This is a genomic window from Sphingomonas sp. (assembly GCF_019749955.1).
In the GTDB taxonomy this organism is placed as follows: domain Bacteria; phylum Pseudomonadota; class Alphaproteobacteria; order Sphingomonadales; family Sphingomonadaceae; genus Sphingomonas.
In genome coordinates this window covers 1-20,817 of the sequence record NZ_JAIEPC010000057.1, presented here as the reverse complement: position 1 = coordinate 20,817, position 20,817 = coordinate 1, and the positions used below count along the sequence as shown (strand labels likewise).

The following is a 20,817-nucleotide window of genomic DNA, read 5'->3' as shown; positions in this document are numbered from 1 at the left end:
GGGGTGTTTACCACGATTTACGTCTGCGCAAAGCCCCCCGCTGGTAACGGGTGGCAACGCGGCGTTAACGTTTCGCACGCTAGCGTGAAGGCATGGCCTATGATCCTGGAGCAATTGACGCATCGCTCGCCGCCGCGCTGGGTGAAGACTTGGTGCTGATCGCCGAATTGCGCGCGGCGTTCGTCGAAAGTGCGGCGCGCGCCAGTGCCGGGTTGCAGGCGGCCGAGGACGCCGTAGCCTGGCGTGCGGCAGCGCTGCGGCTGAAGGGACTGGCCGCGAGCTTCGGCGCGGTGCGGCTGATGGCAATCGCCAGCGAAGCCGCCGAGGCTGTGCCGCACGATCCGCGCATTACCGATCGCGTGGTGCGCGCCGTCGCGCGGCTTTGAGGCGCGATACCCACCACAAATCCTAACGCCTTTGCCAAGCCGCGTTCGCACGCCTAAGCGAGGGCGATGCTTGCCGGCCTCCTGTTCGCGATCGATGATGCGGACGATCGCCCCGATACTTTGGTTGCCACCTTGCCCTTTGGCGGGGGCACGTTGCTCGAATTTCAGGCGCGCTTGCTGATCGCGGCTGGCATCAGCCAGATCGCGGTCGTTGTCGCGCGGCTGACCCCTGAGCTGATCGGGGCGATCAACCGGATTGCGCGGCGCGGGATTGCCGTTGATGCCGTGCGATCAGCGGCTGAAGCGGTGGCCAAGCTCCACCCACTCGCGCGCGTCGTGGTGCTGGCCGACGGGCTGGTGACGACGGGCGACATTGTCGAAACCATGACCGGCGAAGGCGGCGACCTGTTGCTGGTGACCACCGATGCCGACGCGCTGCCGGGGCTCGAACGCGTCGGGCGCGACGCAATCTGGGCGGGGATTGCGCGCGTCCAGCCGGCCCGGCTCGCCGATGTCGCGGCGCTGCCGAAGGAATATGATTTCCAGTCGACGCTGCTGCGGGTGTGTGCGCAGGCAGGCGCCGAACATCTCTCGCTCCCGGCGGGACGGAGCCGGGGCGGGCATGGGATCGAGCATGACTCGACGCAGTTGCGCGGGCGCAACGATGCTGTCCTCGCCGCTTATGTGTCGAACCGGATCAGCTGGGTCGATCGCTGGTTGATCGCCCCGGTCGCGCGCGCGGCGATGCCGTGGCTGATCAGCCATGCGGTGTCGGGCGGGGGCGTTGCGGGCGGGGGTGGCGCCGCGATGCTGGTCGGGCTGGCGTTGACCGGTTGGGGCTGGACCGTGGCGGGCCTCGTGCTGGTGTTCGGCGCGACCGTGGCGCTCGCGATCGGCGTGGCGCTGGCATGGATGCGCGACGAAACCGCGCTGGCGCGGACGCAGCAAGCGATGATCGTGGGTGGGGCAGCGCTTGCCGCACTGCTGTTCGGCTATGCCGCCAGCGCGGGCGGGGCGGCGCTGGCCAGCCTGATCGCGGCGCTCGCGCTGGTCGGGCTGGGCGGGCTCGCCGAGCGGGCCGCCAATGAGCATATCCGTCGTCGCTGGTGGGGGAGCGCCGCTGCCTATCCACTGCTGCTGCTGCCGTTCGCGGCGTTCAGCCAGCCGCTGACGGGATTGCTGGCGGTGGCGGGCTATGCCGGGGTGACGCTCGGCGCCGCCATTGAGGCATTACGCGAAAAGCCTTAGTCTGGTTTTAACGCAACTTCCCTAGGCGTGAGACATGTCGATCGACCGAGGCGACATGAACGATGGCTTCCCGGCGGATGCCAGCCGACTGCTCGCGCGCGGAGCAGCCGATGACGTGCGCGCCCGTCGCCGGCTCGCCGCAGCGACCGCCGACCTGCACCTGAGCGAGGCCGACCGGCTCGACGATCGCTACCGGTCGGCGCTCCACCATATGATTGCGGGCTTGTGCGCGCTGGTCGAACGCGATTTGCGCCAATTTGCCGCGCGGTTGCTGGTGTCGCGCGGCCTGCCCGAGCCTGCACTGGCGCTGAGCGAGGCCGCGCCGGTGGTGTTTGCGGCGTTGCGCGACGCCGGACTGATCGGCGATCCGGCTTTCATGCGCGCGATGCTGGGGCGGACCGGGCTGGCGCTGCTGGCCGAGCGGTTGCCGGTTGCCGCGACGACGGCGGAGCGGCCGAGCTTGCTCGTGCGGCTGGTTGAGCACCGCGACGGCGTGGTCGCAGCCGCTGCATCGGCGTTGATGGCCGCTGATGCGCGCCGCCGCGATGCGATCGATGGGGCGGCCCCGCGTAACGATATTGCGGCTGAGCAGCAGCACCAGCTCGTCTGGTGGACGGCAGCCGCGCTCCATCGTGCGTTTGCTGGTGCCAGCGACGATCGCAGCGCATTCGACCGCGCGCTCACCGAAGCGGCCGAGCGCGCGCTGGCGGTGCATGACGAAGGCGAGCGCGCCGAGGCCGCCGCGATGCGGCTGGTGGCGATGCTCGCGCCGCAGCCGAGCGAGCGCGGCGAGTTGCTGTGCGAAGCGCTCGCGGATCGGCGGCCGGGGCTGTTCGTCGCACTGCTCGCGCAGGCGATTGGGCTGGGGTTCGATAGCGTGCGCGACGTGCTGATCGACCCCGAGAGCGATCGGCTTTGGATCATGCTGCGCGCCGCCGCGCTCGACCGCGAAACGATTGCGCGGCTGGGGCTGGCGCTGTGCGAGGCCGCACCGGGTCGCGATGTCGAGGCCTTCGCCGACCAGCTCGACGCGATCATGGCGGTGACTCCCGCTGCCGCTGAAGCAGCCCTCGCGCCGCTTTATCGTCATGCCGATTTGCGCGCGGCGATGGATGTGCTTGGGGCAGGCGCGTGAACCAGATCGATACCGCCTTGCCGGTGATCCATGCCCGCATCGACGCCGCCGGCCATTTGGTCGAGGCCGATGCCCGGCTGCACGCGCTCAACACGCGCGCGGGGGGAAGGGTCGGCGCACCGCTTGCGGTGCCGCAGCTCGCGACGCTGGTGCGGCTCGCGCAGCGGCTGCGCGTGCTGGTGTCGCGCGCGGTCGTCGCGGCCGATGGCGACACCGATCTCGACATGTGGGCGCGCGCCGAACCGCAAGCCGAGGGCGGGGTGCGGCTGACGATCAGCGGCTGGCGCCCCCGTGGCGCGTGGCGGGCCGACGCCAATCCGGTGCAGCGCGAGGTCGATCTGGTGCGTGCGGCGGGCGGCTGGGGTTGGGAAACCGATGCGGCGCTGCGCCTGACGCATGTCGCGAGCGAGCTCGGCGCGGGGCAGGGAGTCGATCCCGCCGCGCTGCTCGGCCAGCCGCTGACGCAGCTGTTCAAGCTTGGCGAGGATGAGGCGGGCAGCGTCCCGATCCTGACCGCGCTGGCGATGCGCGCGCGGTTCGACAATCAACCGGCGGCGCTGCGCGCGACGGGCCAGCGCGTGCAGCTATCGGCGGTGACCCGACTCGATGCGAGCGGCGGGTTTGCCGGGCTGACGGGCTCCGCGCTGGTGGTCGAGGCGGACGCAGGCGGGCCGCGCGAACAATCGGTGGCCTTTGCGAGCCGCCTCGATCAGGCACTGCGCGCGCCGCTCGGGCGGATCATCGCGCATGCCGACAGCATCAACGCGCAGGCCGAAGGGCCGCTGCGGCAAGATTATGTCGATTATGCCGCCGACATTGCGACGGCGGGGCGGCATCTGCTCGGGCTGGTCGATGATCTGGTCGATTTGCAGGCGATCGAGCGTCCCGATTTCGCCATTGCCGCTGAGCCGGTCGATCTCGCTGATATCGCGCGCCGTGCAGCCGGGCTGCTCGCGGTGCGCGCGGCGGCGGGGGCTGTACGGATCGACCGGCCTGCCGCCGACGAAGCACTGCCAGCGATTGGCGAATTCAAACGTGTGCTCCAAATTCTCGTCAACCTGATCGGTAATGCCGTGCGCTATTCGCCGCCGGGCGGTATGGTATGGATCCGCGCCGAGCGCGACGGTGACCGCGCGCGGCTGGTCGTCGCCGATCAAGGCAAGGGCATCGCGATCGCCGATCAGGCGCGCATTTTCGAAAAATTCGAACGCGTCGACCCGAGCGAGCCGGGCGGGAGTGGGTTAGGGCTCTATATCGCGCGGCGGCTGGCCCGCGCGATGGGCGGCGACATCACCGTAGACAGCGCACCGGGGCAGGGCGCGCGCTTTACGTTCACGCTTCCGGCACGTGAGTGAACGCCTAGCGCCGCCCCCGCGCAAACAGCAACAAGCCAAGCCCTGCAACCGCCAGCGAAAGGCCGCGCACGGCCCAAGGGCGCTGGTCGATCATGAAGCTCGACGCAGGCCAACGCACATAGCCAAGCCCCTGACCGATCCACAGCAGCCCCATCGTCATCATCAGCGCGCCGATGATGGCGAGGGCGCGGCGCATGTCAGCGATCGCTGGCGGGCACGTAATCGCGCTGGACCGGGCCGGTGTAGAGCTGGCGCGGGCGGCCGATCTTCTGCTCGGGGTCGGCGATCATTTCGTTCCACTGCGCGACCCAGCCGACGGTGCGGGCAAGCGCGAACAGCGCGGTGAACATCGTCGTCGGGAAGCCGATCGCCGACAGGATGACGCCCGAATAGAAATCGACGTTCGGGAACAGCTTCTTCTCGATAAAATACGGGTCGTTGAGCGCCATTTGCTCGAGCTGGAGCGCCACTTCGAACACCGGATCGGTGACGTTCATCGCCGCGAACACCTCGCGCACCGTCTGCTGCATCACCGTCGCGCGCGGATCGTAATTCTTGTACACGCGGTGGCCGAAGCCCATCAGACGGAACGGGTCGTTCTTGTCCTTGGCGCGCTCGATATAATGCGGAATGCGGTCGGGGGTGCCGATCTCGCGCAGCATGTTGAGCGCGGCTTCGTTGGCACCGCCATGCGCCGGGCCCCACAGGCAGGCGATCCCGGCCGCGATGCACGCAAACGGGTTGGCACCCGATGAACCGGCAAGCCGCACGGTCGAGGTCGACGCATTTTGCTCGTGGTCAGCGTGGAGGATGAAAATGCGATCGAGCGCCTTTTCGATCACCGGATTGACGACATAGGGCTCGGCCGGCACGCCAAAGGTCATGCGCAGGAAATTGCCGGTGTAGCTGAGTGAATTGTCGGGATAGAGGAACGGCTGGCCGACCGAATATTTATACGCCATCGCCGCGATCGTCGGCATTTTGGCGATCAACCGGTGGCTCGCGATCATGCGCTGGCGCGGATCAGTGATATCGGTCGAGTCGTGGTAGAACGCCGAAAGCGCGCCGACGACACCGCACATGATCGCCATCGGATGCGCATCGCGGCGGAAACCGCGATAGAAAGTCATTAGCTGTTCGTGCAGCATCGTGTGGCGGGTGATCGTGTAGCTGAACTCGCCGAGTTCAGCCTCGGTAGGCAGCTCGCCGTTGAGCAGCAGATAGCAGACTTCCATGAAGCTCGACTGTTCGGCGAGCTGGCCGATCGGATAGCCGCGGTGGAGCAAAATGCCTTCGTCGCCATCGATATAGGTCAGCCCCGATTCGCAGCTCGCGGTCGAGGTGAAGCCGGGATCGAAGGTGAATTTGCCCGTCTGCGCATAGAGCTTGCGAATGTCGACGACTTGCGGGCCGATCGCGCCCGAGACGACCTTATAGTCGTGATCGGTGCCGTCGACGGTGAGTTTGGCAGTGTCGGACATGCGTATAGCTCCTTTGTCTTCCGTGGCGCCGGCCGGGCAATCCGGTTGGCGCAGAAACGTGGCAGTTGCCGGGTCGATTGCGGCCTTCCGTATCCCAGCCATTGACGGCGTCAAGCGCGCTGTGGTCGCGGCCCGGGCCAGATGCGCGCGGTGGCACCCGCGCGCGCGGATTTGCGGGGGCATCGGCTTGCGCGGGCGGGGCTTCGCTCGCAGACTTGGTTGCGATGGCTGATCTGGCTGCCACTTTCGCGCGTGCGACCGCTGCAGCCGAACGCTGGCTCGAAGCCGAGCGCGATCAACTGTTTCTATGGCTGCCGGTGATGCTGGGCAGCGGTATTGCGCTGTGGTTCGCGCTCAGCGATGCGCGCGGCTGGACGCTGGCGGCGCTGTTGTTGGTGAGTGCGGCGGCGGCGGCGCTGGCGGTTGATCGCGGCGGACGCGCGACGCGGGTCATCGCTATCGCGACCTTCGCCAGCGCGTTGGGCCTCGCGTTGATCTGGTGGCGGGCCGAGCGGGTGGCGGCGCCGGTGCTGGCCAAGCCGGTGGTGGTCACGATCGAAGCGTTGGTCGAGCGCGTCGATCCACTGCCACCAAGGGGGTTGGTGCGGCTGCGGCTGGCGCCGCGCGCGCTGTTGGCCAGCGCGGGGCCGATGCGGGTCGCCGCGCTGCCGCCGCATCTCGGCGTCAACCTGCGCGACGTCGATGCGCCGGTAGGTCTGAGCGCTGGCGCGGTGATCCGGCTGGGGGTGCGTTTGCTGCCACCGCCGCCGCCCGCCGTCCCCGGCGCCTATGATTACGCCCGCGTCGCGTGGTTCGATCAGGTCGGCGCGACCGGGCGCGGTTTTGCGCCGGTGACATTGGTACGGCAAGGGGCAACCGATAGTGGCCTGCGCGCGCGGCTGTCGGCGCATATCCAAGCGCAATCGCCGGGCAGTCCCGGCGCGATTGCCGCCGCGCTCGCGACGGGCGATCAGGGCGCGATTGCGCTCGATGATGCCGAAGCGATGCGGCGTGCGGGGCTCGCGCATCTCTTGTCAGTGAGCGGGCTGCACATCACGGCGGTGGTTGGCGCAACGATGCTCATTGTGCTGCGGTTGCTCGCGCTCAGCCCCTGGCTCGCGCTCCACGCGCGCTTGCCGCTGGTGGCGGCCGGGGCGGGGGCATTGGCGGCGATCGGCTATACGTTGTTGACGGGGGCTGAAGTGCCGACGGTGCGGTCGTGCGTCGCGGCGCTGCTGGTGCTCGCGGCGATTGCGCTGGGGCGTGAGGCGATGACCTTGCGGCTGGTGGCGGCGGGGGCGCTGATCGTGCTTGTCGTCTGGCCCGAGGCGTTGGCGGGGCCGAGCTTCCAGCTATCGTTCGCTGCCGTCGCCGCCATCGTCGCGCTGCACGAATCGCCGCGCGTGCACGGCTGGTTCGTGGCGCGGGAGGAAGCGCGCTGGCGGCATGCGCTGCGCCAACTCGCGGCGCTGCTGTTGACCGGCATTGTCGTCGAGGTCGTACTCGTGCCGATCGGCCTTTATCATTTCCACAAGGCGGGGTTGTACGGGTCGCTCGCCAATATCGTCGCGATTCCGCTGACGACCTTTGTCGTCATGCCGCTCGAAGCACTGGCGTTGCTTTTCGATCTGGTGGGGGCGGGGGCGCCGTTTTGGTGGCTGACGACGCAGGCATTGCAGCTGTTGCTGGCGATTGCGCATCTGACGGCAAGCGCGCCGGGCGCCGTCGCGATGATCCCGGCGATGCCGACGGGTGCCTTCATGCTGATCGTGGCGGGTGGGCTATGGATCGGACTCTGGCGCACGCGCGCCCGCACGCTGGGGCTGATCGCGATGGCTGGGGGCGCGTTGTGGACGGCAGCGACGCCGCTCCCTGATTTGCTGGTGACAGGTGACGGCCGCCACTTGGCGTTGCGCACCCCGGCGGGTGAGGTCGCGATGCTGCGCGACCGTGCGGGCGACTACACCCAAGCGATGCTGGCTGAAAATGGCGGGATCGATGGCGTCCCCTTGCTGCTCGCCGAACAGGATTTCGCGCGCTGCACGGCGGACTTGTGCCTGGCCGAGCGCGTGGTCGGCGCGCGGCGCTGGCGGATATTGGCGACGCGCAGTGCCTACCGCATCGATGCCGCCGCGCTGATTGCCGCTTGCGGCCAAGCCGATATCGTCGTCAGCGAGCGCCGCCTGCCACGCGGCTGCACCCCGCGCTGGCTGAAACTCGACCGCCCGGTGCTGGCGCGCACCGGCGGGGTTGCGATCAGCCTCAGCGCGGGCACGATCACGACGGTGCTCTCCCCCGGTGACCGTCACCCATGGCGCAAACCGCCAACGATCGCCGTCAGTCGTAGCGGCGGAGCAGTCCGGCGAGCTTTCCCTGAACGCGCACCTGCGCCGGGTGGTAACGCTGCGGATCATAGCTCCGGTTCGCCGGATCGAGCCGGACCATCGCGCCTTCGCGGCGGAAATATTTGAGTGTCGCTTCGCTATCCTCGATCAGCGCGACCACAATCTCGCCGTCGCGCGCGACTTCCTGCCGCTTGATCAGCGCATAGTCGCCGTCGAGAATGCCGGCATCGACCATCGAGTCACCCGATACTTCGAGCGCATAATGTTCACCGCCACCAAGCAGCGCGGCGGGCACCGCGAGCATCGCCGAATCCTCAAACGCTTCGATCGGCACACCGGCGGCGATCCGGCCGTGCAGCGGGATTTCGATCACGTCGTTCGCTGGTTGCGGCACCTGGCGGACATTGGCGGGGGCGGAGGGCGCCACCGATTTCTTCTTGGTCTCGGGCCGCTCGGGCATGCGCAGCACTTCGAGCGCGCGCGCGCGATTGGGCAAGCGGCGGATGAACTCGCGCTCCTCAAGCGCGCTGATCAAGCGGTGGACGCCCGACTTGGATTTCAGGTCGAGCGCTTCCTTCATTTCCTCGAACGACGGCGATACGCCGGACTCGTTCAGCCGGTCGTTGATGAAGCAAATCAGTTCATGTTGCTTGCGCGTCAGCATCACACTCTCCACCGTCTGGAACAGACGCCGAACGATTAGGCAACAAAAAGAATTAAGTCAAGCGAGGGTGAGGATTTGCACCGAGTCGCCTGCTTTGGCCTCGGGCGCGCCCGCCGCCCGGACGATCAGACAGTCCGCACGCGCGAGCGTTTGCAGCATCGAACTGTCCTGGCGCGACGCGGCGAAGACGCGGCCGTCGCGGTTTTCGGCGCGGAGATAATCCTCGCGGTGGTCGTTGGCGGGAAGTCCGGCGCCGAGCGTGGCGCTGCGGGCTGCGGGGCGTGGATTGGTCGCGCCCGCCATCGCGGCGATCAGCGGCTTGAGGAACAGGGTTGCGGTGACGAACGCCGAGACCGGGTTGCCGGGCAACCCGAGCACCACTGCGTTACCCCGCCGCCCCGCCATCATCGGCTTGCCTGGCCGCATGGCGATCCGCCAAAAATCGATCGTGCCGCCTGCCGCCGTCAGCGCGGGGCGGACGAGGTCGTGATCGCCCACCGACGCGCCGCCGCTGGTGACGAGGATATCGGCGTCGATCGCGGCGAAGCACGCCGTCATGACTTCAAGCTCATCGGGCAGGATGCCGAGGTCGATGACCTCGACCGGCAGTTCGGCCAGCATTGCCGCCAGCATGACACCGTTCGATTCGGGCAATTGGCCCGCGCCGACGGGCGTGCCGGGCGCGACCAGTTCGTCGCCGCTCGCCACCACTGCAACGCGCAGCTTTCGCGCGACTGCGAGCGTTCCATGTCCCGCGGCGGCGGCGAGGGCGATCCGCGCCGGGGTCAACCGCTCGCCGCGCGCGATCAGGATATCGCCCTGCGTGAAATCGAGTCCGCGCGGGCGAACATTGCGGCCCGCGCGGCCGGGGCCTTCGCCGTCTAGCCTTAACTGGTCCCCGTCGCGCGCCGCTTCCTCCTGCACCATGACGGTGTCGGCACCTGCGGGCATAACGGCGCCGGTGAAGATGCGCACGGCCTCGCCCGGCCCGATCGTCCCGGCGAACGGACGACCAGCGGCGCTTTCCCCCACCACGGTCAGCGGTGCCGGCAGATCGGCAAAGCGCACCGCATAGCCATCCATCGCGGACAGGTCCGCCGACGGTTGTGTCCGGTTCGCTACGACATCGTCCGCAAGCCAGCGCCCAGCGGCAGCGCCCAGCGGCACGCGCTCGGCATTCACGCGCGGGGCCAGCGCGAACAAGCGTTCCTGCGCTTCGGTGACGGGCAGCAGCGACATGCAGCCGCTCATGGCACAACGCAGCGTTGCTGCGAAGCCGATCAACGGTGCACCGGGGTTGCGCCGACTGTATGATTATTATAACACACTAGCCATGACGCTGCTTCAACTCGACGACATCGCCAAATCCTATGGCCGCAAGACGGTGCTCGACGGTGTGACGGTCGGCTTTCCGGTCGGCCTCACGCTGCTGATCGGTCCGAGCGGCGCGGGCAAATCGACGCTCTTGCGGCTGATCGCCACCGCCGAAAGGCCGAGCAGCGGGCGGATTTCGTGGGAAGGGGCCGCGCTGCCCGGTGCGCGCGGGGCGCTGCGACGGGCACTCGGCTACGCGCCGCAAGCCGTCGACTTGCCCGATGATTTGACCGCGCGCGAATTCGCGATGCATATCGCGGCGCTCAAAGGGCTCGATCTTGCTGCTGCCGACCGGCAATTCGCGACGATCACTGAGGCGATCGGGCTGCACCCGGACATCAACCGGCGGATTTCGACCTATTCGGGGGGGATGCGCCGCCGTTTGATTTTTGCCCAAGCGTTGCTCGGCACGCCCAAGCTGCTCGCGCTCGACGAGCCGACCGCCGAGCTCGACGGCGATACCGCGCACCGCTTGGGCGAGCTGATGCTCGAATACGCGCGCACTGCCGCCGTGGTGATGACCACGCACCTGGCTGACAAGCTCGCCCCGCAAGCGCAGGTGATGCTCCGTGTCGCCGACGGCCGCGTCGGTTACGCATGATCGGGGGCATGAGCGGATTTGCCATCGCGCGATCGTCGCTGACCACCAGCCTCAAGCGCTATTCGCGGAGCTGGGCGCTGTGGCTGGTGCTGCTCGCCGGGCCGATTGGCGCGCGCTTCATGATCGCGCGCGATGACGGGACGGGGGTGCAGATCGCGATCCGCAATCATCTGCCGATCATGACGTCGGGGATGCTCGGCGTATCGCTGGGCATTGTCGTGTCGACTCTGCTGCTGCCGATTGCCTATCTCTATCTTCGCTCGAACGTGACCCGGCGCCAGCCGTGGCAGATCGAGGAAGTCACGGCGGCGCAACGCATCCCGATCGCGCTGGGACGCTGGGCCGCCGATGCAAGCGTCATGCTCGGCATGCTCGCGACGCTCACGCTCGCGGGGTGGTTCCTGGGGTGGCTGATCGTCTCGGGCCCGCTCGACCTGATCGAGATCAGCTGGACGCTGTGGTTGATCGCGGCGCCATCGTTCATGGGCCTGGCCGCGATCCGCATCTTGTTCGACGCGATGCGATGGACGCGCGGGGCGTGGGGCGATGTCGCGTTCTTAATCTTGTGGCTGGTGAGCATCGCCATGCCCGCCGCCGTCAGCAGCCTGCCAACCAGCTTTGCTGTCAATATGTACGACTTTCCGGGCTTTGTGCGGCCGATGGTCGGGACCGCGCCGTCGGCAGGTCCGGATTTCTCGATCGGTTCGACCAATGCGCTGAAGCCGGGGCGCGTGCGGCTCAATGTGTTCGAAGGCCTGTACGCCGAGGGCTATATCGCGTCGCGCTTCGCCTGGGCGGGGATTGCGGTCCTGGTCGCGGCTTTGGCGGGACTCGTTTACCAGCCGCACACGGTGCGGCGCAAAGGCCGGATTGCAGGCGCGATCGATCGCTTGACGGCGGCGGGGCCGCCGCCTGTGGTGATCGCGGACGCGCCGCCGGCCCGGAGCATTGCGCTGCCGTTTGCCGGCCTGGTGCTCGGCGAATTTCGGTTGATTGGTTCGGGGCGGCTGTTCCTGCTGGCAGGGGCGGGGGTGGTAATTGCCGGTTTGTTCGGTGACTATCGCCATATCGGCAGCCCGGCGGCGCTCTTGCTGCTGGTCTTCGGGCTCGTCGCGCATGCCGGACGGAGCGAGGCGCGCGGGCTGCTGGCACTGACGCAAACGACGTTCCAGCCACCGATGCTGCGGCGCTTGGCGTTTGTGCTGGCGGGGACGGGCTGGGCCCTGTTGCTTGCGCTGCCAGCGGCAGCGGTGAGATTCTCGGTCGAGCCGGTGGTACTCGCGCTTGCGGTCGGTGCGGCGGCGTCGGTGGTGGCAGTCGTCCTCGCGACGATCAGCCGTTCAGCCTTTGCGCCACGGCTCGTCCTGCTGGTGCTCTGGTACGGTTATCTGTCGAGCTGAGCTTCAGGCGCGATAGTCGCCCGACTTGCCGCCGGTCTTGCTGACGAGCTTGATGTCGCTGACGATCATTGCCTTGTCGATCGCTTTGGCCATGTCGTAGATCGTCAGCAGCGCGACGCTCGTCGCGGTCAGCGCTTCCATCTCGACGCCGGTCAAACCGGTGCAGGCGCAGGTCGCGGTAACGGTGACGCCGGTCGGATCGGGCGCGAGATCGATTGTCACTTTGGTCAGCGGCAGCGGATGGCAGAGCGGAATCAAATCGCTGGTGCGCTTGGCCGCCATGATGCCCGCAACCCGCGCCACCGCGAGCACATCGCCTTTCTTGGCGGTGCCCTGCGCGATTGCCGTTGCAGCCTCAGCCGACATGGTGATGCGCCCGGTCGCCACCGCCTCGCGCTGCGTTGCGTCCTTCGCCCCCACATCGACCATGCGCGCGGCACCCGTATCGTCGAGATGCGTCAGGTCGCTCATCCGAGCAGCGCCCGCGTGGCCGCTTCGACATCGTCGGCGCGCATCAGCGCTTCGCCGATCAGGAAGCATTTGACGCCCTTTGCCGCCATCGCGTCGAGATCGGCGCGGGTCGACAGCCCGCTTTCGGCAACAAAGGTGCAGCCTTCCGGCGCGCGCGCGATCAGCTCATAAGTGCGATCGAAGCTCACCGAGAAATCGCGCAGGTCGCGGTTGTTGACGCCGATCAGCCGCGACTTGAGCTTCAGCGCACGGTCGAGTTCCTTCGCGTCATGCACTTCGACCAGCACGTCCATGCCGCAGTCGATCGCGGCGGCTTCAATCTCCGCAAGCTGCTCGTCGATGAGCGCGGCAATGATCAGCAGGATCGCGTCGGCACCGATCGCGCGCGCCTCGGTCACTTGCCACGGATCGATCATGAAGTCCTTGCGCAGCACCGGCAGATCGCAGGCGTCGCGCGCCGCGCTGAGGTAGCTGTCGGCGCCCTGAAACCAGTGTTCGTCGGTCAGCACCGACAGGCAGGCGGCACCCCCGGCCTGATAGGCGCGGGCATGCGCGGGCGGATCGAAATGCTCGCGGATCACGCCCTTCGACGGGCTGGCCTTTTTGATCTCGGCGATCAGCGCGGGGCCGTCACCCGCCCGCGCATCAAGGGCGGCGCGAAAACCACGCGGGCGACTTTGTTGCGCGATCCCGGCGTCGAGTTCGGCGAGCGAGGTGCACGCCTTGCGCGCGGCGACTTCGGCGCGCTTGGTTTCGAGGATCCGGTCGAGAATATTGGTCATGAATAGGCAATCCAGCAATCGAGCAATGCATTGGCAAGCCCGTTGTCGAGTGTTTCGCGCGCTTCCTCGACGCCGTTACAAAGGTCGGCAACATGGCCCGCGACCACAAGCGCGGCGGCGGCGTTGAGCAGCACGGCGTCGCGATAGGCGCCGGTCTCACCCTGGAGCAGGCGGCGCAGTGCGGCGGCGTTATAGACCGGGTCGCCGCCGCGGATGGCGGCGATCGGGTGGCGCGGCAGTCCGGCGTCTTCCGGCGTGACGCGGGGCGGCAGGGCAATCCCGCCGACGCTGACCACGACGGTTGGCCCGGCGCCCGAAACCTCGTCGAGCCCTTCCTCGCCTGACACCACGAGTGCGGCCTCGGTGCCGAGTTGCGCGAGCGCGTCGGCATAGACTGGCGCATAATCGGGCCGGGCAATGCCGATGAGCTGGCGGGTGACCCGCGCCGGATTGGCGAGCGGCCCCATCAGGTTGAAGATGGTGCGCTTGCCGATGCGTTTGCGAATGGGGGTGATGCGCGCCATCGCCGGGTGGTGGTTCGCCGCGAACAGGAAAGCGATGCCGATGTCACGCAGGCTTGCCTCGGCCAGCCGCCCCGCGCGCGCCATGTCGAGCCCGAGCGCTTCGAGCGTATCGGCAGCACCTGCTTTCGACGAGGCGGCGCGGTTGCCGTGCTTGGCGACCGGCACGCCGCACGCCGCGACGATCAGCGAGACGGCGGTTGAGACATTGAGCGTGTGGTGTCCGTCGCCGCCGGTGCCGCAGACGTCGATCGCGCCAGCGGGCGCCGCGATCGGAATCAGCCTTGCGCGCAAAGCCCTCGCCGCCTCGGCAATTTCGGTCGCCGTCTCGCCGCGCTGGCTGAGCGCGATCAGGAAATCGGCAATCGCTTCTTCGCTGGTGCGGGCGTCGAGAATGTCGGCAAAGGCCTGCGCGGCGGAGTCGCGGGAGAGGGGCTGCGCGGGATCGGGCAGCGCGGTAAAAGCGCTCACGCGCGCGCCTTGAGCGCCGGACCCGCGAGCGTCATGAAATTCGCGAGCATCGCGTGGCCGTGTTCCGTGGCGATGCTCTCGGGGTGGAACTGCACGCCGTGGATGGGGAGCGTCGCGTGGCGAAAGCCCATCACCGATCCGTCATCGGCGGTGGCGTTGACCACCAGCGTCTCCGGCGCGCCTTCGACGATCAGCGAATGATAGCGCGTCGCGGTGAACGGCGAGGGGAGGCCGGCGAACAGCCCGCTGCCGTCGTGGCTGACAGGGGAGGTCTTGCCGTGCATCAGCCCGCCGCGCACGACCGATCCGCCGAAATGCTGGCCGATTGCCTGATGACCGAGGCACACGCCGAGCAGCGGCTTGCCCGCATCGGCGCAGGCGGCGACCAGATCGAGCGACACGCCCGCTTCGTTGGGCGTCTTCGGCCCCGGCGAGATCAGAAAGGCGTGCGCATTGCTCGCGAGCGCTTCGGCGGCGGTCAGCGCGTCGTTGCGCACCACTTGCACCTCGGCGCCCAGTTCCATCAGATAATGGACGAGGTTCCAGGTAAAGCTGTCGTAATTGTCGATGACGAGGATCATGGCCGACCGCCCTTAGCGGGCGGGTGCAGCCGGGGGAAGGGGTGGCCCAACGGCTTTCTGGGCGAGCAGCTTGGTGAGATCAGCCTTCCAGAACTTGGCCCATGTGTGGGTGCCGTGCCCTTTGGTCTCGGCGCTGGCCGGGATCAGGATGAAGCGCGCGCGGGGCATGCGCGTGACCGCTGTCTCGGCGAAACCGAGCTCGGGCGGGTTGATGAAATCGTCGGCCGAGTTGATCCATAGCAGGGGCACGTTGATCTTTTCGAGCGCCGCTGACGGGTCATAGTTGCGCGAGGAATCGATGTAATAGAGCGCGTCATTGGCGTCGATCTTGCTCGCGCGGGCAAAGGCGGCGTCGAGCGCGGCTTCGGTCGCGGCGCGCGTCGGGAATTGGGCTTGCGCCGCCACGGGGTTGAGCCCTGCGAGGATCAGCAGATCGGCGGCGGTGCGCACCCCGGCGGCGGGCTGGGCGGTGTAATTGCCGTTCGCCCACGCCGGATCGGCCTTGATCGCGTCGATTGCCATCTTGCGCCACATCCGGTTGCGCCCCGCAAGCGGCACCGGATTGCACGCGAAGGGCGCGAGCCGCTCGGCGAAACCGGGCCAGGTCTCGCCCCAGACGAACGCATGCATGCAGCCCATCGACGTGCCGAGGATGAGCCTGAGCTTGGTCACCCCCAGCCCCTCGACCAGCAGCCGATGCTGAAGCGCGACCATATCGTCATAGTCGTAGCGCGGGAACGCCATCCGCAAGCCATCGCTTGGTTTCGACGATCCGCCGTGGCCGATATTGTCGGGCAGGATGACATAGGTGGTGGCGAGATCGAACGGCGCGCCGGAGCCGTAAAGTTCGTCGGCGAATTGCGGCACGAGGAAATTCTTGCCCGAGCCGCCGGTGCCGTGGAGCACCATCACGGCATTGTCGATCTGCCCCCGCGCGTCGCGGTGCGGTGTGCCGAGCGTGGTATAGTGGAGGCGAACCTCGGGCATCGTCTCGCCGGTGCCGAAGCGCACATCACGCGCGACGAAATCACCCTCGGTCGTCGGCCAGGGCGCGGCGTTGGCAGGGGCGGCGATAAGCGCGGCGAGGGCGAAGAGGAGGCGGAACATGGCCGAAGCCTATCAATGCCCCCCGTGCGGTCAAGCGCGCGGCTTGTTCAGGCGGGCGAAAGGACCGATATGCAATGCTGATGGCTTGTCGAGGAGAGTTGCGATGCTGCGCCCGTTGATCACTGCCGTGCTGCTCGTGCTCCCGACGGTCGCCGTCGCGCAGGACGCCGCAACCCACGGCCAGCCGCCCGAGCGCATCCGATCGATCCTGCTCAAACCCGGCGAGAAATGCCCGCCCGCCGCGAACGAAAATGAAGTCGTCGTCTGCGCGCCGAGCGAAACCCCCTATCGCATCCCGCGCCAGTTCCGTGCGGCGCCGTATAGCCCCGCCTCGAACAGCTGGGTCAACCGCGTCGAGACGATCGACCAGGTCAGCCGCGTCAATGGCGCCGTCCCGGGAAGCTGCTCGGTGGTCGGCTCGGCAGGCTTCAGCGGCTGTGTGCAGCAGATGATCCAGCAGTGGGCGGCCGAGCGGCGGCAGGCGAAGAAGGATGCGGTGGGCGAGCGGTAGGTAGAGGGGCCGCAAGGTCGTTTGTTGGTGAATAGTTCTCGGGCAGCTTTTGACTCGCAAATCTTGCATAGCTGCCTTTCGACCACGCCGCACTGTTCTAGCGGCTATCGAGGAGTTGTTGGAGGTGCCCAGCTTCGCAAGTGCGGCGGATCGCGCCGCCACCGCTTTATGCCTTGGCTTGGAGGATCGTTGAACTACCGGTGGCGACGAGCAATCATGATAATTTCAGGAGATTCGTAAGAAAGCGGTTGACCATCGAAGTCGCCAAACTCCCCTTCAATCTCGAAACCCTCGCTTTGTAATAGTTTTCGCAAGGGTTCTATGTCTAAGAAACGCAACGTGCTGTGACTTATCTGCGGCAAACTGCTGTGCGGTCCATCGAAGGTGTGTGTAAAAGTAATTGTTCTTCCATCAAAGGGAGAAACAATGTGAGTTGTTATATCAACATAGTTGCCGTCCGGCATCTGAACGGTCACTGAATTTTCAGGTCGCCACCGATCCCACGCCCGCGCCTTCGGATTACGAGTTTCAAACGCGAAGCATCCGCCCGGTGAAAGTGCTCGCCACACCGCCTGCAATGATGCGCGAAGCTCATCGTCGGTTACTATCGTCTGAAAGGCATGGCCGGTCATCACAATAAGGTCGAACTCACCTTCCCAAGTTACAGATCGCAGATTGCCTTGCACCCACTCAACCTCTGCAATCCGACGAGCGGCAGCGAGCATACCGAAAGCTGGATCGAGACCACACAACCGTCCACTATGGCCCTTAAACCTTGCTTCCGAGAGTAGAGTTCCCGTTCCACAGCCAACGTCTAGAACTGAAGCGGCCGACAGCATCATAGGCATGTAGAAGTCGTAGTCGTCGCGCACCGATCGAGGGTGCCAAGCGTCGTAAACCTGTGCCAGATAGGGGTCAGCAAAGAGTTGGTCTGGCATTTGCCGACGCTAACCGGAGTTGGCAGCGTCCGCTAGTGAGAGGGTATAAATCGCGCATTCGGACCAGCGGCTTTTGGGATTGGCTGAAGTCGCCTTAGATGGCGAAGAATGGGGGGTTAGCTGCCCTGCCACTTATCGTCATCCCGGCCTTGTGCCGGGACCCACTGCGCAGCCGTGCGAGGCGTTTGAGGCGATCCCGGCTGGTGGGCCTCAGCGCTACGCCGTGGTGACCACGGGGACGCAGCGCTTCGATGGCAGCCAACGTTACTGCCCAAACCCCACCCCGCTCGCCCTAGCCATTGCCTCGCGTGCCGCTGCCAGCAGCGCCCCCGCCTTGGCCTCGCATTCGCGCTGTTCGTACGCCGGATCGCTGTCGGCGACGATGCCGGCGCCGGCCTGGACGTGCATCATGCCGTCCTTCACCACCGCCGTGCGCAGGACGATGCACGAATCCATCGATCCGTCGGGTGAGAAATAGCCGACGCCGCCGGCATAGGCACCGCGGGCCTCGCCCTCCAGCTCAGCGATGATCTCGCAGGCGCGCACTTTCGGCGCGCCGCTAACGGTGCCTGCCGGAAAGCCCGCGAACAGCGCGTCGATCGCGTCGTGGCGCGGGTCGAGCTGGCCGACGACGTTCGAGACGATGTGCATGACATGGCTGTAGAATTCGACGCCATAGCTGTCGGTAACGCGCACTGACCCGGCGCTCGCCACGCGCCCCGCGTCGTTGCGACCGAGATCGAGCAGCATCAGATGTTCCGCGCGTTCCTTCGGGTCCGCGAGCAGGCTCGCGCGGTTGGCCTCGTCCTCCGCCGGATTCCGCCCCCGCGGTCTTGTGCCCGCGATCGGGCGGATCGTGATTTCGCCGTCGCGCACGCGCACGAGGATTTCGGGACTTGATCCGGTCAGCGCAAAGCCCGGCAGGTCGAGGTGGTAGAGGAAAGGCGAGGGGTTGACCCGCCGCAGCGATCGGTAAAGCTCGATCGGCGGCAGCGCGAACGGCGCGGTAAAGCGCTGGGCGAGCACGACCTGAAAAATGTCGCCCGCGACGATATAGTCCTTCGCCGTCGCGACCATCTCGCCATAGCGTCCGGCGGGCAGCACCGGCGTCAGTGCGATTTCCTCCGGCTCGGCGCGGGTTGGCGCGGGCAGGGGGGTGGTCGCGAGCCGGGCAGCCGTCGCCTCGATCCGGTCGCTGGCGTCGGCGATCGTCCGCTCGGGATCGCCACCGGGCCAGGCGGGCGCGACGATGAACAACGCATCGGCGAGTCGGTCGAAGATCAGGATCACCGTCGGGCGCACGAACATCATGTCGGGCAAGCCAAGTCCCTGACCCGCCGCGCGCGGCAGCCGCTCGACCAGACCCACCGTCTCATAGCCGAAATAGCCGACCAGACAGGCCAGCGCGCGCGGCAACTCGCTCGGCACGTCCATCAGGCAGTCGGCGACCAAAGCGCGCAGCGCCGCCAGCGTCGGCTGGGGGCAGGGGGCAAAAGCGTCGCGATCAGTAAGCCAGTGCGGGTTGATCTCGGCAGCCTCACCGGCCGCACGAAACACCAGATCAGGCGCCAGGCCGATCAGGCTGTGCCGCCCCCGGATCGCGCCGCCTTCGACCGATTCGAGCAGGAAATCGCCGCGCCCCGGCTCGATCAGCTTGAGCGCGGCGGCAACGGGTGTTTCGGTGTCGGCGCTCTGCCGGTGCCACAGCAGCGCCGGGCGCCCCGCCGCGAGCGCCGCCCGCGCCGCGTCAATCCCGCTTGCCGTGCCGTCTGCCATGCCGATCAGGGCGCCGTGCTGGTCGTGCCGAGCAGTTCCTTGCGCACCTTGGCGATCACCTCGGCCTGCTTGGTAACGCCGATTTCGCTGCGCATCGCGGCGATGAACTGGCGGACATATTCACCGCCAAGCATTCGGCCCAGATCACTCTGCTGAGCGCGGACGACCTCAGGCTTGCCGCGCGCATCGCCACGGTCGATCGCGTCGAGATAGACGATCAGCCACCCGGCTGAATTGGGGGCCTCGATCAGCTTGGCCGTGCGCGCCGCCATCGTGAACATCAGCGTCAGCGGGGGCGGTGCGCCCTGCGGCGAGGCCTGAAGCTGTGCGCGGCTCGCGGCGGCGGGCTCGACAGCGGGCAGCGTCAGCTTCGTCGCCTTGAGCGCTTCGGCGAGCGGCGTGCCACCATTGACCTTGCGGATCACATCGGCGGCCACGACCCGCGCCGCGCGGCGGGCGCGATCGATCGTGAAGTCGCGTGCAATCGCCAGCCGGAGCTCTTCTGGCGGCGGCGGTGCAGCGGCGACGATCTTGTCGACCGCGACCACGGCGAAGGCGCCGCCTGCACCGGTGGCGACGATCTGCGGGCCATCGCTCGCTTGCGCAGCAAAGGCTGCCTTCACGACCGGCGCCAGCGCAGGATCGGGCTGCGATGGCTTGGTCGGGTCCGTACCGTCGGCGAGCAGCGGCGCGGAGGTTACGGGCGTCAGCTTGTAATCGGCGACGATCTTGGCAAAATTGGTCTTCGCGTCGACGGCGTCGTTGATCTTGGTCGACAGGTCGGACATGGCCCGCGCAGTCTTGGTAGCGGTGAGTTCGGTAACCAGATCGGCGCGCACCTGATCGAGCGTTTTTGCCGCAACGGTTTCAATGGCGTCGACATAAGCAACGGTCCAGCCGAGCGGGGCCTTGACCGGACCAAGCGTCGCCCCCTTGGCCGCGCCGAACACTTGCGCGGCCAAATCGGCGCCCGATGCTTCGCTATAGGCCTTGCGCTCGACCCCGGGCAGCTTGGCGGCGGCGAGGCCCAGCGCCTTGGCGGCGACATCGATTGCCGTCCCCGCCTTGACCTTGGCGGCAAAGGCATCGGCGGCGGCTTTGTCGGCGAGCACGACTTGCGAAATCGTGCGCTTCTCGGTCGCGGCAAAGCGCGCGGCCTGGGCGCGATAAGCGGCGGCAAGGTCGGCATCGGTCGGCGTCGCGGCCGCCTTGACGGCTTCGGGTGTGACCAGCGCATATTGGATCACCCGCCGCTCGGGGATGATGTAACGCGCGCTGTTGCGCTTGTAGAAGGTCTTGAGCTCGTCGGGTGTGGGCTGCACGCCAGCCCCCAGCGCGCGCGTCGGGATGAAGGCGACGGTGCCGCGCCGCTTTTCGAGCAGCAGATCGGCATAGGGCAGGGCCACCCGCAGCGGCACCTGGCCCGCGCCGCTGGTTGGGGCGGTCAGTTGGTCGATCAGGATGCTGCGCGAAATGTCCTTGCGGACATCGGCATCGGTCAGCCGGCGCTGGGCGAGCAACTGTTCGTACACCTTCTGGTCGAACTTGCCGTCAATGCCCTGGAGCTGCGGGATCGCCGCGAGGCGACTGTCCACCGATTGTTTGGATACCACCATCCCGTGGCGTCGCGCGAATTGTTCGATCACCTGGCCATCGATCAGCCGGTCGAC

Annotated in this window: 19 protein-coding genes and 1 pseudogene; 8 read left to right on the top strand and 12 right to left on the bottom strand. The window is 67.2% G+C overall.

Features of this window, described 5'->3' with window-relative positions; genetic code table 11:
* Positions 1-92: 92 nt before the first annotated feature.
* The 4 genes from K2W81_RS11465 (at position 93) to K2W81_RS11450 (ending at position 4,124) form a co-directional block, all read left to right on the top strand.
* Positions 93-386, top strand: coding sequence for an Hpt domain-containing protein (locus tag K2W81_RS11465; protein WP_294104400.1), 294 nt, complete (start codon positions 93-95; stop codon positions 384-386).
* Positions 387-452: 66 nt separating this feature from the next.
* Entirely contained in the window at positions 453-1,634 is a 1,182-nt protein-coding gene (locus tag K2W81_RS11460; protein ID WP_294104398.1) for a hypothetical protein, read from the top strand.
* A gap of 34 nt (positions 1,635-1,668) precedes the next feature.
* The gene (locus K2W81_RS11455) at positions 1,669-2,769 is read left to right on the top strand and encodes a DUF2336 domain-containing protein (protein WP_294104396.1); all 1,101 of its coding nucleotides are present in this window, start codon (positions 1,669-1,671) and stop codon (positions 2,767-2,769) included.
* Positions 2,766-4,124, top strand: a complete 1,359-nt coding sequence (locus K2W81_RS11450) for a HAMP domain-containing sensor histidine kinase (RefSeq protein WP_294104395.1) — start codon at positions 2,766-2,768, stop codon at positions 4,122-4,124. The genes K2W81_RS11455 and K2W81_RS11450 overlap by 4 nt, the downstream gene beginning before the upstream one ends.
* A gap of 4 nt (positions 4,125-4,128) precedes the next feature.
* Here the strand turns inward: K2W81_RS11450 and K2W81_RS11445 are convergent, their stop codons facing one another.
* The gene (locus K2W81_RS11445) at positions 4,129-4,320 is read right to left on the bottom strand and encodes a hypothetical protein (protein ID WP_294104394.1); all 192 of its coding nucleotides are present in this window, start codon (positions 4,318-4,320) and stop codon (positions 4,129-4,131) included.
* Between the two features lies 1 nt (position 4,321).
* Entirely contained in the window at positions 4,322-5,605 is a 1,284-nt protein-coding gene (locus K2W81_RS11440) for a citrate synthase (protein ID WP_294104392.1), read from the bottom strand.
* Between the two features lie 224 nt (positions 5,606-5,829).
* On the opposite strand from K2W81_RS11440, the pseudogene K2W81_RS11435 reads away from it, so the two are divergent.
* Positions 5,830-7,920: pseudogene (locus K2W81_RS11435) on the top strand (ComEC/Rec2 family competence protein); the annotation flags it as partial.
* A 22-nt stretch (positions 7,921-7,942) separates the two neighbouring features.
* Here K2W81_RS11435 and lexA read toward each other — a convergent pair.
* Both lexA and glp read right to left on the bottom strand, forming a co-directional pair.
* Complete coding sequence (gene lexA, locus K2W81_RS11430) at positions 7,943-8,614, bottom strand: transcriptional repressor LexA (RefSeq protein WP_294104390.1); 672 nt, start codon at positions 8,612-8,614, stop codon at positions 7,943-7,945.
* 57 nt (positions 8,615-8,671) lie between these two features.
* Positions 8,672-9,853: a gephyrin-like molybdotransferase Glp gene (gene glp / locus K2W81_RS11425; protein WP_294104388.1), complete on the bottom strand. Its 1,182-nt coding sequence runs from the start codon at positions 9,851-9,853 to the stop codon at positions 8,672-8,674.
* 94 nt (positions 9,854-9,947) lie between these two features.
* Between glp and K2W81_RS11420 the strand changes: the two genes are divergently transcribed.
* A complete protein-coding gene (locus K2W81_RS11420; RefSeq protein WP_294104386.1) occupies positions 9,948-10,589 on the top strand; it encodes an ATP-binding cassette domain-containing protein in 642 nt (213 codons plus the stop codon).
* Between the two features lie 8 nt (positions 10,590-10,597).
* Entirely contained in the window at positions 10,598-11,989 is a 1,392-nt protein-coding gene (locus tag K2W81_RS11415) for a hypothetical protein (protein WP_294104384.1), read from the top strand.
* Positions 11,990-11,992: 3 nt separating this feature from the next.
* Here K2W81_RS11415 and moaC read toward each other — a convergent pair whose 3' ends face one another.
* The 5 genes from moaC to K2W81_RS11390 are packed head-to-tail and all read right to left on the bottom strand — an operon-like array spanning position 11,993 to position 15,922.
* Positions 11,993-12,460 carry a cyclic pyranopterin monophosphate synthase MoaC gene (gene moaC, locus K2W81_RS11410; RefSeq protein WP_294104382.1) on the bottom strand — a complete coding sequence of 156 codons (468 nt, stop codon included), beginning with the start codon at positions 12,458-12,460 and terminating at the stop codon, positions 11,993-11,995.
* Positions 12,457-13,242, bottom strand: a complete 786-nt coding sequence (trpC, locus tag K2W81_RS11405) for an indole-3-glycerol phosphate synthase TrpC (protein WP_294104380.1) — start codon at positions 13,240-13,242, stop codon at positions 12,457-12,459. The genes moaC and trpC overlap by 4 nt, the downstream gene beginning before the upstream one ends.
* Complete coding sequence (gene trpD, locus K2W81_RS11400) at positions 13,239-14,234, bottom strand: anthranilate phosphoribosyltransferase (RefSeq protein ID WP_294104379.1); 996 nt, start codon at positions 14,232-14,234, stop codon at positions 13,239-13,241. The genes trpC and trpD overlap by 4 nt, the downstream gene beginning before the upstream one ends.
* Entirely contained in the window at positions 14,231-14,815 is a 585-nt protein-coding gene (locus K2W81_RS11395; RefSeq protein ID WP_294104377.1) for an aminodeoxychorismate/anthranilate synthase component II, read from the bottom strand. Before K2W81_RS11395 ends, trpD begins: the two co-directional genes overlap by 4 nt.
* Positions 14,816-14,827: 12 nt before the next feature.
* Positions 14,828-15,922: an alpha/beta fold hydrolase gene (locus K2W81_RS11390; protein ID WP_294104375.1), complete on the bottom strand. Its 1,095-nt coding sequence runs from the start codon at positions 15,920-15,922 to the stop codon at positions 14,828-14,830.
* Between the two features lie 103 nt (positions 15,923-16,025).
* On the opposite strand from K2W81_RS11390, the gene K2W81_RS11385 reads away from it, so the two are divergent.
* Positions 16,026-16,433, top strand: a complete 408-nt coding sequence (locus K2W81_RS11385) for a hypothetical protein (protein ID WP_294104373.1) — start codon at positions 16,026-16,028, stop codon at positions 16,431-16,433.
* Between the two features lie 194 nt (positions 16,434-16,627).
* On the opposite strand, the gene K2W81_RS11380 is transcribed toward K2W81_RS11385, so the two are convergent.
* The 3 genes from K2W81_RS11380 to K2W81_RS11370 form a co-directional block, all read right to left on the bottom strand.
* On the bottom strand, positions 16,628-17,371 hold the full coding sequence (locus K2W81_RS11380; protein WP_294104371.1) for a class I SAM-dependent methyltransferase: 744 nt from the start codon (positions 17,369-17,371) through the stop codon (positions 16,628-16,630).
* 264 nt (positions 17,372-17,635) lie between these two features.
* Positions 17,636-19,147 carry a chorismate-binding protein gene (locus tag K2W81_RS11375; RefSeq protein ID WP_294104368.1) on the bottom strand — a complete coding sequence of 504 codons (1,512 nt, stop codon included), beginning with the start codon at positions 19,145-19,147 and terminating at the stop codon, positions 17,636-17,638.
* Between the two features lie 5 nt (positions 19,148-19,152).
* A partial coding sequence (locus K2W81_RS11370) for a peptidyl-prolyl cis-trans isomerase (protein ID WP_294104366.1) occupies positions 19,153-20,817 on the bottom strand: 1,665 nt, incomplete at its 5' end.